This is a genomic window from Bacillus sp. CH_70 (genome assembly GCF_038007045.1).
Lineage (GTDB): Bacteria > Bacillota > Bacilli > Bacillales > Bacillaceae_G > Bacillus_A > Bacillus_A cereus.
Genome location: NZ_JBBOWL010000001.1, coordinates 4,714,616 through 4,729,811 on the forward strand (window position 1 = coordinate 4,714,616; position 15,196 = coordinate 4,729,811).

Consider the following 15,196-nt stretch of genomic DNA (forward strand, 5'->3'; position numbering starts at 1 on the left):
ATCGTTAATCATTCCCTATACGATGAAGGAATATGCAAAAAATAATCTCCAACTTAGTTGGAGATTAAAACATTTGATATCCGCTTTTCCGAAGTTTCTTGATCACGACTCCTGCTAAAGCAGCCCCTACTAATCCAGTAGATAGAATAAACACGTCTGCTTGTCCTAAGTGCGATACACTTGTCCCAAATGAAGAAAATGTTTCTTTCGGTTTTGAAAAATAATCCCACATACTCGCTTTATTAATAATAAGCATACAAACAATCGGATACACAATAACCATTACCCAAGTAGCTCGCAAAATCATGTTGAGTAAAAATCCAATTCCAAAGAACAAAATAAAAAATAACATCATTGAAATAAGTAGTACCGGTATACTCACTCTTTCTCCCTCTCCTTCGCACGTGCCGTAAATACGTGATAGGCTGTATAACCAAATGGTTCTCCTGGATTTAATGTTTTGTCCACTTCAAGATGTAGTTCTGATCTTCCTTCTAACAAATATTTAATAAGTACAGACGTATTCGGATCGTCCGCAATCTTATCTGGATGTAAGAACGCCACTTCAGACAATTCTTTCTCCTGTACAATAATATTTTCTCCTTCAGGCTCCAAAAGGAAAATAATCATATTATCACTAATTTCATCACGAATAACACCCGATCGAACACCAATGATCCCCTTCACATGAGCGACAATGCCTGTCTCTTCTAACACTTCGCGTTTCACAGCTTCATCAACTGTCTCACCTTCATTTACAAAACCAGCCGGTAAAGACCATTTCCCTTTTAATCCACTGTATTTCTTCTTAACGAATAGCCACCTGCCATCTTTTGTAGCTACTAAGCCACTAACAGCTAACCATACTTTCCCGCGCTTCCCCATGATGCATCCTCCTCCATCCGAACGGACAGAATATTCTTTCTTTTCTATATATTATACTATACTTTTTAATTCGCTGTGAAATTTCCTTTTTTCAAAAAGTGAAAAAACCCATTTTGTCGATATACTGTTAACAAAAAAATATCAAGATGCAGAAATGTAATTATGAAGAAAATAAAACATTGGATTCATCCATTTCATGATAAGGCAATGTTCAAATAAAACATTTCTCCCATCTTTCTATTGTTATATCGAAAACATGTATTATATGAAAAAAAAGCAGAAACGGCGCTTCGCCGTTTCTGCTTTTTCTACTATATATTAAAAGAACTTTAATTTACCTTTTTTAAGAACTAATAAAGGTCCACCTAATAAGAATAAGTAGCGGTTATCGATTACTTTCTTCATGAAGGAAGCTTTCCAACCTGTTAACTTTTTACCCATAACAACGCCCATTGCATCGTCATGACCTAAAGAACATACAGATCCTTTATTATCGAATGCGAATTTTTTCATTTCGCCCTTGCCACGAACTAATACAGTTAAGTTGTGTGCAATATTGTAACCTTGTTGAATTGCAATTTGTGCTGTTGGTGGGTAAGGACGGTTAATTTCTTCGTTAATGATTAACGCTGCATCACCAACCATGAATACCTCTTCGTATCCTGGAGCGTGCATGTACTCATCAACTTTTACACGTCCGCGCATTGCTTCAAAGCCAGACTCTTCCACAATACCATTACCACGAACACCTGCAGCCCAAACTACTGTTTCAGACTTAATTAATTCAGTATCATCACCATTTGCAACAATAATACCTTCTTCAGTTGCTTCTTTAATTGCTGTACCGATGCGGAATTCTACGCCTTTTTTCTCAAGTTGTTTTACAGCATATTCTACTAATGCTGGATCGAAACCTGGAAGTGCTGTTGGAGCAGCTTCTACACAGATGATACGTGCTTTTTCACGTGGTACATTGTACTGTTTGCAAAGTTCAGGAACACGGTTTGCAAGCTCACCTACGTACTCGATACCAGTAAATCCAGCACCACCAACAACGATTGTTACTAACTCATCGCGCTTTTCAGCTGCATATTTAGCGAAACTAGCTTCCATATGCTCACGAATTTCACGAGTTGCATTAATGTTAGCGATTGAGAATGCATGCTCTTTTAATCCTGTAATTCCGAATGTTTCTGATTCGAAACCAAGACCGATTACTAAGTAGTCATACTCTAACTCGCCGTCTTTTAAGATAATACGTTTTTCAGCAGCTTTAATTTCTACTACTGTGTCTTGTACAAAGTTCACTTTATTTGTATCAATAACGTCTTGAATATCTAGACAGATTTTTTCATCTTGTAATGTACCAGCTGCGCTCTCGTGTAACCAAGTCGCTTGGTAGTGATAGCTGTTGTTGTTTACTAACGTAATTTCAGCTTCATTTACAGATAATGCTTTTTGCAGACGAACAGTCGTAATCATCCCGCCATAACCTGCACCTAAAACTACGATTTTTGGAGTCTTCACCAAATCACAACCCTTTTCTTTATATAATAGTAATGAGAAATAATACCAAGTACTAAAAACTCTATTTGTCAAGAATGTGGAATTTATCACATTCTATATCATAACAAAACGCAGTCAAAAAATCGTACGAATTTTGTCATAGAAATTTAACATAATACTTCCCTATATTAGTCGGTTTTATTCCAGAATTCAAGCTTCTGGAGAATTATCAATATTTTAAAATAACATAGCGTTTTCAAGGGTTTTTCAGCCTTTTTTTCATGTATTTTCCTTTCTGTATATTTTATACAATACAAAAAGCATCTATGCGAAAACTTACACACAATTCAGTCGTTTTCAGAAGTATTATGAACTCAAATATGCTATCATTTATTTGAAAGTGTCATCATTTGCAGGATTTTCGTGTACATATGAACAATATATGAAATCAATATCAAAATTCCATCTATAGGGGGAATGAAAGTGGCAGAAAATCAAAAAGTTTACGACATAACAATTATTGGTGGTGGTCCAACAGGACTATTCACAGCATTTTATGGCGGGATGAGACAAGCAAGTGTAAAAATCATTGAAAGCTTACCTCAACTTGGAGGACAATTATCCGCACTCTACCCTGAAAAATACATTTATGATGTAGCTGGATTTCCAAAAGTGCGCGCACAAGAATTAGTTGATAACTTAAGAGAGCAAATGAAGAAATTTGATCCAACCATTTGCTTAGAAGAAGCTGTTGATACGCTTGAAAAACAAGCTGATGGTATATTTAAACTTGTTACGAATAAACAAACTCACTATTCTAAATCAGTCATTATTACTGCCGGCAATGGTGCTTTCCAACCACGCCGCTTAGAATTAGAAGGTACAGCAAAATACGAAAAGAAAAACTTACATTATTTCGTTGATGATATGAATAAATTTGCTGGCAAGCGCGTCGTAGTATTTGGCGGTGGCGACTCAGCAGTAGACTGGACGATGATGTTAGAACCGATTGCTGACAAAGTTACAATCGTTCATCGCCGTGATAAATTCCGCGCACATGAACATAGCGTCGAAAACTTAATGAATTCTCGTGCAGAAGTAAGTACACCGTATGTTCCAGTTGAACTCATTGGTGATGACAAAATTGAACAAGTCGTTCTTCAGCACGTAAAAACTGAAGAAAAAGTTATCATCGATGTTGATGATGTAATTGTAAACTACGGCTTCGTTTCCTCTCTTGGCCCAATTAAAAACTGGGGCTTAGATATACAAAAAAATAGCATCCTTGTGAATTCAAAAATGGAAACAAATATTCCTGGCATTTACGCTGCTGGTGACATTTGTACATATGAAGGAAAAGTAAAACTTATCGCTTGTGGATTTGGCGAAGCACCGACAGCAGTAAACAATGCAAAAGCTTACTTCGATCCAAATGCAAAACTTCAACCAATGCATAGCTCAAGCATGTTTTAATATGTAAAAATAAAAGCTCCTTCCATACGCGGAAGGAGCTTTTATTTTATATACCACGAAAGCACACTGAATTCTATAAACTATCGAACTCAGTGTGCTTTTCGTCTACAAAAATTATTGTTTTCTTCTTCTACCTAATACGAATAATACTCCGCCAACTAAGAATGAAATTCCCGCACCAACTGACATCATCCATGGATGTGCTGCCCCTGTTTTCGGTAATTCTTTTTCTACTTTTACTTGCGAGTCTTTATTTAACTTTTCCAGTCTTACTTCCGGTTTCTTCAGATCTTTCGGATCTTCCGGTTTCACTTCTGGCTCCTTCGGCTCTTTCGGCTCTTCCGGTTTCACTTCTGGCTCCTTCGGTTCTTTCGGATCCTCCGGTTTCACTTCTGGCTCCTTCGGTTCTTTCGGATCCTCCGGTTTCACTTCTGGCTCCTTCGGTTCTTTCGGATCCTCTGGTTTCACTTCTGGCTCCTTCGGTTCTTTCGGATCTTCCGGTTTCACTTCTGGCTCCTTCGGCTCTTTCGGCTCTTCCGGTTTCACTTCTGGCTCCTTCGGTTCTTTCGGATCTTCCGGTTTCACTTCTGGTTCTTTCGGATCCTCCGGTTTCACTTCTGGCTCCTTCGGTTCTTTCGGATCCTCCGGTTTCACTTCTGGCTCCTTCGGCTCTTTCGGATCTTCCGGTTTCACTTCTGGCTCCTTCGGTTCTTTCGGATCTTCCGGTTTCACTTCTGGCTCCTTCGGCTCTTTCGGGTCTTCCGGTTTCACTTCTGGCTCCTTCGGCTCTTTCGGCTCTTCCGGTTTCACTTCTGGTTCTTTCGGATCTTCCGGTATCTTAAAATCTTCTTTTGTTTTCGGTAAAATTGTAACTGTAGGCTCAAGTGGTGTATTTATTCTATCGTCCACTATCGCTCTATTTGTTATCCCTTTACTTGGTGCTGCTTTTACCTTCGCTTTAAAAATAATACTACGTTCTTTCGTATCTGTAATTTCTAGATACTTCGCTATTACTTTTCCAAACTCCATTTTTAACTCTACTGGATTTGGTTCAGCCCCTTCAAATCGAATACTATCTTGCACGTACTCTAAACCGGCTGGAATTTCATCTTCTATCTTTACCTCAGCTAATTTTCCGTTTTCTACCGTATTTTCAAAGCTAATTCGGTATTCGATTTCTTCTCCTAGCTTCGGTTCTTTATTACTTACTGTCTTCGTTGCTTTTACCTTACCATCTTTATATTCTGGCTTTATTGTCGCTGTCGGTTCCATAACTGGATGATTTGGATCATCTACGTGAATAATCGCTTTATTTGTTATTTCCTCTCCAACTTTTACTGATTCTTTTACCTTTACTTTAAAGATGATACTTCTTTCTTTCGTATCCGTAATTTCTGGATACTTTACTGTTACTTTTCCATTCTCAACTTTAAGTTCTGTTGGTACAGGCTTATCACCTACAGCCTTCAGACTATCTTTCACATACTCTAAACCAGACGGAATTTCATCTTCAATCTTTACATCAACTAACTTCCCGCCATCTACTATGCCGTTAAAAGTAATTCGATATTCGATTTCTTCCCCTAGCTTTGGTTCATGATTACTTACTTCTTTCCTTGCCTCTAGTTTCCCATCTTTATATTGCGGTGTAATTGGTACAAGTGACTCAACCGGTGGATTTGTCGGATTATTATCATCCACAGCCGCCTTGTTTATAATTTCTTTTCCTACTTGTACCGTTTCTTGTACTTTCGCTTTAAAGATGATACTTCTTTTTTTCGTATCCGTAATTTCTGGATACTTTGCTGTTACTTTTCCATTCTCAACTTTAAGTTCTACTGGATTTGGTTCCGGCCCATCAGACTTTATACTATCCTGTACGTATTCTAAACCGGCTGGAATTTCATCTTCTACCTTTACCTCAGTTAGTTTTCCGTTCTCTACCGTATTTTCAAAGCTAATTCGATATTCTACTTCTTCTCCTAACTTCGGTTCATGATTACTTACTGTTTTTTCTGCTTGTAATGCACCATCTTTATGTTGAGGCTGTATAGCGACATTCGGTTTCTCTGGTGGGTTTATTGTATCATCCACAACCGCCGTATTCACAATCGCTTCGCCAATTTTAGCTTTATCTTTCACTTTTACTTTAAAGACGATGCTTCTTTCTTTCATGTCCGTAATTTCTGGATATTCTGCGAGTACTGTGCCGTTTTTCACTTTCACATACAACGGTTTCGGATTCTCTCCCTCGGCTCTTTCACTACCTTCTACAAACTCTAAGCCAGTTGGTAATTCATCCTTAATCTTCACCTTCGCTACTTTTCCATGCTCTACTACGTTACGGAAAGTAATTCGATACTCTACTTCTTCTCCTAATTTTGGAGCTGGATTATTTACTGTTTTCTCAGCTTTTAGTTTTCCGTCCTTATACTCCGGCGTAATAATCGCTTCTGGTTTTTGCGGCGGATTCTTCGGATTATCATCATCCACAATTGCCGTATTCACGATTTTCTTACCGACTTTTACTGCTTCCGTTACTTTTACCTTAAAGCGAATACTACGCTCAGCTGTATCAGTAATATTTTCATACTTCGCACTAACCTTACCAGCTTCTTCTTTTAACTCTACTGGCGCTGGCTCATTACCTTCTGATTTTAAACTATCCTTCACATACTCTAAGCCAGTTGGTAATTGATCCTCAATTTTCACTTCTGCTAGTTTTCCGTTTTCTACCGTATTTTTAAAACTAATTCGGTACTCTACTTCTTCTCCTAGCTTTGGATCTTTTTTGCTTACCTTTTTATCAGCTTTAAATTTACCAGCTTTATGCTGCGGTGTAATATCTACTTCCGGTCGCTCTGGTGGATTTTTTGTATCATCAACAATTGCTTTATTTACAATTGCTTTGTCCACTTCAACAGAATCTTTCACCTTCACTTTAAAGATAATACTTCTTTCTTTCATGTCAGTGATATTTTCATACTTCGCACTAACCTTACCAGCTTCTTCTTTCAACTCTACTGGGGCTGGCTTATCACCTTCTGCTTTTAGACTATTTTTCACATACTCTAAACCAGACGGAATTTCATCCTCAATTTTCACTTCTGCCAGCTGTCCATCTTTCACCGTATTATTAAATGAAATTCGGTATTCGATTTCCTCACCTAGCTTCGGTTTATGATTATTCACCTTTTTATGAGCAGCAATTTTACCGTCTTTATATTGCGGTGTAATTTTCGCTGTCGGTTCAGTTATAGGGTGGTTCGGATCATCAACGTGGATAATCGCTTTATTTGTAATGTCCTTACCTATTGTAACCGAATCTTTCACCTTCACTTTAAAGACGATACTTCTTTCTTTCGTATCCATAATCTCTGAATACTTTGCCATTACCTTACCATTTTCTACTTTCAACTCCACTGGTTTTGGCTCTTCACCTTCAGCCTTTTCGCTTCCTTCTACAAACTCTAATCCAGCTGGAATTTTATCTTCTATCTTTACCTCTACTAGTTTTCCATCTTTCACCGTATTATTAAAAATAATTCGATATTCGATTTCCTCACCTAACTTCGGTTCACGATTACTTACTTCTTTTCTGGCCTCAATTTTTCCATCTTTATATTGTGGTGTAATCGGTACATAAGGCTCTTCTGGTAGATTCTTTGTATCATCTACAATTGCCTCATTTACGATTTCTTCTCCCACTTTTGCGCTTTCTTTTACCTTCGCTTTAAAGACAATACTTCTTTCCTCTGTATCTGTAATTTCTGGATACTTTGCCATTACTTTATTATTTTTCACCTGTAGCTCTACTGGTTTCGGTTTAGAACCTTCTGCTGTGATGCTGCCTTCTACATACTCTAAACCATTTGGTAAGGCATCCTTTATATTTACCTCTGCTAGTTTCCCGTTTTCTATCGTATTTTTAAAACTAATTCGATATTCTACTTCTTCTCCTAGTTTCGGTTTATGATTATTTGCCACTTTCTGCGCAGCAATTTTACCATCTTTATATTGCGGAGTAATTTCCACATGAGGCTCTTCTGGCTTATTTTTTGTATCTACTACGATTGCTTTATTAACAATCTCCTTACCTATTTCTACCTCTTCTTTTACTTTCACTTTAAAGATAATACTTCTTTCTTTTGTATCGGTAATTTCTAGATACTTTGCCATTACCTTACCGTTTTCAAATTTCAATTCTACTGGACTAGGCTTAGATCCTTCTGCTTGTAAACTGTTCTCCACGTACTCTAATCCAGCTGGAATTTCATCTTCTACTTTAACCTCTACTAGTTTTCCGTTTTCTACCGTGTTTTTAAAACTAATTCGGTATTCTACTTCTTCTCCTAATTTCGGTTTTTTATTGTTTACAAATTTCTCTGCTTTAAGCTTACCGTCTTTATATTCTGGCGTAATTGTTACTTCTGAAGTTGTTGGATCTTTTGTATCATCAACAACTACTTTATTGACAATGCCTTCACCAACCTTAAATTCTTCTTTTACTTTCGCTTTAAAGACGATACTTCTTTCTTCTGTATCCGTAATTTCTGGATATTTTGCGATTACTTTTCCATCTTTCACTTTCAGTTCTACCGGATTTGGCTTAGAACCTTCTGCTCGTAAACTATCTTTCACATACTCTAATCCATTTGGTAAATCGTCTTCTATTTTTAACTCTGCTAGCTTTCCGTTTTCTACCGTATTTTTAAAGCTAATTCGGTATTCCACTTCTTCTCCTAACTTCGGCGTTTCATTATTTACCGTCTTCTTCGCTTCCACTTTTCCGTCTTTATGCTGTGGAGTAATTTCTGCCGTCGGTGTTTCTGGCTCATTTTTCGTATCATCAATAATTGCTTTATTGACGATTTTTTTACCGACTTTCACTTCATCTTTTACTTTCACTTTAAAAGTGATACTTCTTTCTTCTGTATCCGTAATCTCTGGATACTTCGCCATTACCTTACCATTTTCCACTTTCAATTCTACTGGATCCGGCTTAGAACCTTCTGCTTTCACACTGCTTTCTACGTACTCTAAACCTTCGGGTAAAGTATCTTCTATTTTCACCTCTGCTAGTTTTCCATCTTCTACCGTGTTTTTAAAACTAATTCGGTATTCTACTTCTTCTCCTAACTTCGGCGTTTTATTATTTACCGTCTTCTTCGCTTTCACTTTTCCGTCTTTATGTTGCGGAATAATTTCTGCTGTCGGTGTTTCTGGCGGATGTTTCGTATCGCTCACAATCGCTTCATTAACAATTGAATCGCTCACTTTACCTTTTACTTTCACTTTAAAGGTAATACTTCTCTCTTTTGTATCTGTAATCTCAGGATACTTTGCCATTACCTTACCGTTTTCAAATTTCAATTCCACTGGATCTGGCTTAGAACCTTCTGCTTTTACACTATCTTTCACATACTCTAATCCATTAGGTAAATCATCTTCTATTTTTACCTCTGTTAGCTTTCCATGTTCTACCGTATTTTTAAAGCTGATTCGGTATTCCACTTCTTCTCCTAACTTCGGCGTTTCATTATTTACCATCTTTTTCGCTTCAAGTTTTCCATCTTTATACTGAGGAATAATTTCCGCTGTCGGATTAACTGGCTTGTTTTGTGAATCATCAATAGTTGCTTTATTAATGATTTTTTTACCAACTGTTACTTCTTCTTTTACTTTCACTTTAAAAACGATACTTCTTTCTTCTGTATCCATAATTTCTGGATATTTTGCCATTACCTTACCGTTTTCAAATTTCAGCTCTACTGAATCTGTTCCGGCACCTTCTGCTTTCAAACTATTTTCTACATACTCTAAACCTTCTGGTAGAGTATCCTCTATTATCACGTCTGTTAGCTTTCCGTACTTAACCGTATTTTTCATACTAATTCGGTATTCTACTTCTTCTCCTAACTTCGGTGTTTCATTATTTACGATTTTCTTCGCTTTAATTTTTCCATCTTTGTGTAATGGTGTGATTTTTGCTTCTGGTTCTTTCGGATGCTTCATATCATCAACAATTGCTTTATTGATGATTTCCTTACCTACTTCCGCTTCTTCCTTCACCTTTACCTTAAAGACAATACTTCTTTCTTTCATATCTGTAATATTGTCGTATTCAGCAATGACTTTTCCATCTTTCACACTTAACTTTAATGGAGCTGGTTTATCACCTTCAGCCTTTTCACTGCCTTTTACATACTCTAAACCGTTAGGAATTGTATCCTCTATCGTTACCTTTTCTAGTTTTCCGTTTTCTACCGTATTTTTAAAGCTAATTCGGTATTCTACTTCTTCTCCTAGTTTTGGTGATGGATTATCTACTGTCTTCTTCGAATCAATTATTCCACCCTTATATTGCGGAGTAATTCTTTCTTCCGGCTCAATCGGTGGATTTTTCGTATCATCAACAATTGCTTTATTGACAATCTCTTTATCTACTTTTGCTTCTTCCTTCACCTTTACTTTAAAGACGATACTTCTTTCTTTCATATCCATAATATCGATATACTTAGCTTTGACTATTCCATTTTCAACAGCTAATTCTACTGGTTCAGGTGCTTCTCCTTCGGCCTTGATACTATTTTCTACATATTCAAGACCTTTTGGAATTGTATCTTCCACTCGCACCTCTTCTAGTTTTCCGTTCTCAACCGTATTATGAAAACTAATGCGGTACTCGATTTCCTCGCCTAGCTTCGGTTTCTTATTATTAACTACCTTTGTAGCAGCAATTTCACCTTTTTTACTTTGTGGTGTAATAACAACCTTCGATTCAGCAGGCTCATTTTTCGGATCTTTTGCAATTGCTTTATTTACAATCGCCTCCCCTACTTTTGCCGAATCTTTTACTTTCACTTTAAAGACAATACTTCTTTTTTCTGTATCCGTAATTTCTGGATACTTTGCCATTACTTTGCCGTCTTCCACTTTTAGTTCTACTGGCTCTGGTTTTATACCTTCAGCTTTCAAACTATCTTTCACGTATTCAACACCTTTAGGTAGTGTATCTTCTACTAGCACCTTTTCTAGTTTTCCGTTTTCTACCGTATTATAAAATGTAATTCGGTATTCCACTTCTTCTCCTAGTTTTGGTGTTTGATTCGTTACGCTTTTTTCAACATCCACTTTACCGTATTTATAATCCGGCGTAATCTTTTCTTCTGGATGCTCAGTTTGTCCATTTGGCTCACTCACAACCGCTTTATTAACAATCGTTTCTCCGGCTTTTGCCTCTTCTTTTACTTTCACTTTAAAGGAAATGCTTCGCTCTTTTGTATCCGTAATCTCTGGATATTTTGCGATTACCTTACCATTTTCTACTTTTAACTCTACTGGATTTGGTTCAGCACCTTCAGCTCTCTCACTACCTTGAACAAATTCTAAGTTAGATGGAATTTCATCTTCTATTGTAACTGCATCTAGTTTTCCGTTTTCCACCGTATTTTTGAAGCTAATTTGATATTCAACTTCTTCTCCTAGCTTCGGCTTTTTATTTGTTGCTTTTTTCTTTGCAGCAATTTTACCGGCCTTATGGTGTGGTGTAATCTTCTCTTCTAAATCCTGTGGTGGATTTGTTTTATCACTAACGGTTGCTTTATTAACAATTTCTTCACCAATTTTTGCAGTTTCTTTTACTTTTGTTTTAAAGACGATACTTCTTTCTTCCATATCCATAATTTCTGGATACTTTGCCATTACTTTACCATTTTCAAACTTCAGCTCTACTGGCTCTGGTTTTGCACCTTCTGCTTTCAAGCTATCTTTCACGTATTCAAGACTACTTGGTAATTCGTCTTCAATTGTCAATACATCTAGACGTCCATCTTTTGTCTTATTTTTAAATGTAATACGATACTCTACCTCGTCACCTAGCTTCGGTGTTTTATTAGAAGCTATTTTTCTTGCCTCTATTTCTCCCGGAACTTCTTTCGGAAGCGTAACCGTAACATTTGCATCATCTGTAGTTTCATAATTTACCTCGGTACTATCTTTTCCCTTTACAGCAACGATATTTTTTATTGTTGTATCTGATTGTACAGAAGCTTTCACTTTTACTTTAAATGTAATAATGGCACTTTCACCAGGTTTTAAAACACCGCCGTCTTTAGCATCTGCCCCTTCACCAATACGGAAATCAATTTGATTATTTACAAACTCTGCTTCATCATCGCTTGCATTATCTGTTTTATTTCCTTTATTACTTCCAGAAATATATTGTATAGACCCCGGAACATACTCTAAACGATTATCTAATTTATCAAAACCTTTTACATTAGATACAGGTGCTTGGTTATTTTTCGTATCATTTTTCACTTCAATTTGATACGTAAACTCTTCACCAGATTTAATTTCCTTAACTTCTTTACCGGCACTATCTAATGCCTTTTTATCAACTTGTAAGTTTGGAGCATTATGTTCTGTAACGAATGTAGCGTTATTTAATACGTAAATATCACCACCGCCACCATTTGCTCTAAAACGCATTTTTGCTTCTTTTAAATCATTTTTTACTTGAGTCGGTCCTTCAAGATGATACGTATGAATGTCAGTACTGAATGAATTTGTCCAATCCGGGTTATATCCTGGATATTTTTTTGTAACAAACTCGTTAGTACCGTCTACTTGTACTTCTGTCATAGACGAATCATTCGCATCATTGTCTTTACCGTTAATATTTTTTATCTTTATATATCCAGCACCAAAATCATATTCTCCATAATCATATGCATATCCATCTTTCTCAGCTGGGTCACCTTGCGATGAAAAATAACTAAATTTCGCCTTAAAAGCACCTTCTTTTGGTGTGTTTATTTTATTAACACTAATATCTGTCCAGGCTGTACTTTTTTGAGAGACTAGCCCTTCCCAAATCTTCATGTCTTTTACTGTTTCTTTATAGTTTTCATAAACTAATATAAGATTCCAGTTACCCCAGTAATAGCCGCCACCTGTTACATCTTTAATTTGTGGCACATTTGCAACTGTCAACGTTTGTGAAATCCCTTGCTGTGCAATTACATTTGTTACATCTGCATACGCAACATATCCTGCGCCACTACCTGAGTAATTAGAAATATAAGGTAGGTAATCCGCTTTTCGTATGCTATCAGCAGTTACATCTGCATATTCTTTATTTCCCATTTTCATTTTGACTGGTTGTCTTACTTGATCCTCGGTAACCTTTCTATCAGCAATATTTCCTGGTAACCCCATTGCTGCTGTCCAGAATAAGTAAGCCTTTTTCACTTTACTTCCGGCAGGAATATTAGGAAATGCACCTGTTGACGAATTAAAAGTACTATCATCGTTATCAACGTCCACAGTCATTTTATTCGTTTTATAACCCATACTTTGTCTGCCATAATGATCAGTCGTCAAACCAAGTGTTACATTGCCAGTCTGTACTAAATTACCAGCAGTAATTGTAGAATACAGTGGATCTCCAAATCCTTGCTTATCCCCTGTTTGCATTTGAACCTTCGAAGCATTCTCTGATGCAGCTTGTACTTTTGCATCGCTCTGATTTTCCGCTTCTTTTTCTAGTTTCTTCTCATCTTTATCTACTGGCTGCTTCACTAGTTCCGTGTTCGCTGTAGGTTTATTTTTATCTCCTGCAGATACTTTTAATTTTCCATCCACTTCTTTTGATTTAGCATCAGCTGGTGATCCGATTTCTTTCTTACTACTGTCAGCCTCATCATCGGTATTAGCTTCAACCTTGTCTTCAGAAGGAATCCCTTCAACATCTACAGACATGTTTCCTATTTGTAGTTGATCCTTTTGCACACTAATTTTTTGCTTATACTCTTTATTAAAATGTTGTGCACGACGAGCTTTTATTAACACAGTCATTTTTTCATGTGATTTTAAATCTTTAATTTTAAGATTAGAAGAAAGAACCTTTCCTCCCTTATCTTTTTCCTCTACATAGAAATCCGCTACCTTATTTTCAGGTAACTTCTCTCCGTTTACTTTCACAGATTGCGAAGGGAACGTAATTTCATTTTCATTATTTTGTTTAAGCACCAATTCTTGAATTGGTGTAGCTCCCGTATTTTCAATCGTATATTGAAATACGTGCTCCCTCTCCGCTACTTCTCCCTTATATATTTCAGCATTTACTTGCTCTGCCTTAATTTTCACATCATTTCCTTGTAACTCATCCCAGCTTTTTTTATTTATCTCTGTAGCAAAAGCACTGGGTGAAGGCAATATGATGGATAGGAGAAGTGTGATCATCGTTACGACATTAAAACACTTCAATACTTGCTTCATATTTTCTACCTTTCTCCTTTCTATATACTTGCTATCCGTCTACTTAATTTCGTAGCCGTATACATAGCAATATATATCCACTCGCAACAATCCGCCCTACGAAAATGTATCGTTGAAATCCCAATTTCAACAATATAAATCTCATAGAATATTACTATTTTAATTTATCAAAAATAGCATATATATCGGACACTTATACAAACCTTTACCATTTTTTAATATAGTAAAAACGCTCTACTGTATAGGTTTATATAACAGTTAAAGGATACATAAAAATCTTAACATACTCCCTAACCTATTCATACATACAATAGAATTTTTACCATTTTTTAGTTATTTCAGTTTGTTGTTTATGATTAAAATTTTCAAAAAACAATAACCGTTACATGTAAAAATATGTTATATTATTAAAGAACATATGTTCTTATTTTGAAGGAGGAATTTGTAATGATAAACGAACCCATTATCGTAAAAAAAGAAGCTTTCCAAGCAATCGGCGTTTCGATTACGACGACTAACGAAATAGAGGCATCTACTGAAGGAAAAATTCCCGAGCTCTGGAACCGATACTTTCAAGAACAAATGATGCATCACATCCCAAATCAAAAAACGAAAGAAACATTCGCTTTCTACTCAAACTACGAGTCAGATGAAACTGGTACATATACATTTACAATCGGTACGCCCGTTTCTTCATTAGAAGACGTTCCTGAAAATATGACAACTTTAACAATACCTGCTGCTACATATGCTGTATTTACAACGAGAAAGGGACCAGTTGTTGAAGTCGTTTGCGAAGCTTGGGAATATATTTGGCAATGGTCGAAAGAAAATAAACGTGCCTTCACAACAGACTTCGAGCTTTACGACGAAAGAGCATTAGACCCAAATCATGCACAATTGGATATTTATATTGCGTTAACCTAAAAAAAGATGCCCATTCGGCATCTTTTTTTTGTCGTTAAATAGCTACTGGGCAAATTCATTATTATTGTCTACAATGAGAAAGTGCAGTATAGAAATATTAGAAACTGTATAAAGTGAAACT

6 protein-coding genes are annotated in these 15,196 nt (G+C 36.4%); 2 read left to right on the forward strand and 4 right to left on the reverse strand.

From position 1 onward, the window contains the following. Positions 1 to 64 precede the first annotated feature (64 nt). The 3 genes from N2V79_RS24225 to N2V79_RS24235 form a co-directional block, all read right to left on the reverse strand. Entirely contained in the window at positions 65 to 382 is a 318-nt protein-coding gene (locus N2V79_RS24225; protein ID WP_000027016.1) for a YuiB family protein, read from the reverse strand. Beyond that, positions 379 to 885: an NUDIX hydrolase gene (locus tag N2V79_RS24230; protein WP_000517993.1), complete on the reverse strand. Its 507-nt coding sequence runs from the start codon at positions 883 to 885 to the stop codon at positions 379 to 381. Before N2V79_RS24230 ends, N2V79_RS24225 begins: the two co-directional genes overlap by 4 nt. Before the next feature lie 318 nt (positions 886 to 1,203). Then, on the reverse strand, positions 1,204 to 2,412 hold the full coding sequence (locus N2V79_RS24235; RefSeq protein ID WP_139213308.1) for an NAD(P)/FAD-dependent oxidoreductase: 1,209 nt from the start codon (positions 2,410 to 2,412) through the stop codon (positions 1,204 to 1,206). Between the two features lie 462 nt (positions 2,413 to 2,874). Here N2V79_RS24235 and N2V79_RS24240 point away from each other — a divergent pair, with 462 nt between their 5' ends. Next, positions 2,875 to 3,864: an NAD(P)/FAD-dependent oxidoreductase gene (locus tag N2V79_RS24240; protein WP_340720273.1), complete on the forward strand. Its 990-nt coding sequence runs from the start codon at positions 2,875 to 2,877 to the stop codon at positions 3,862 to 3,864. Positions 3,865 to 3,978: 114 nt separating this feature from the next. On the opposite strand, the gene N2V79_RS24245 is transcribed toward N2V79_RS24240, so the two are convergent. Further along, entirely contained in the window at positions 3,979 to 14,148 is a 10,170-nt protein-coding gene (locus N2V79_RS24245; protein ID WP_340720274.1) for an isopeptide-forming domain-containing fimbrial protein, read from the reverse strand. 447 nt (positions 14,149 to 14,595) lie between these two features. Between N2V79_RS24245 and N2V79_RS24250 the strand changes: the two genes are divergently transcribed. Beyond that, positions 14,596 to 15,075 carry a GyrI-like domain-containing protein gene (locus tag N2V79_RS24250; RefSeq protein ID WP_340720275.1) on the forward strand — a complete coding sequence of 160 codons (480 nt, stop codon included), beginning with the start codon at positions 14,596 to 14,598 and terminating at the stop codon, positions 15,073 to 15,075. The last annotated feature ends 121 nt before the right edge of the window (positions 15,076 to 15,196 follow it).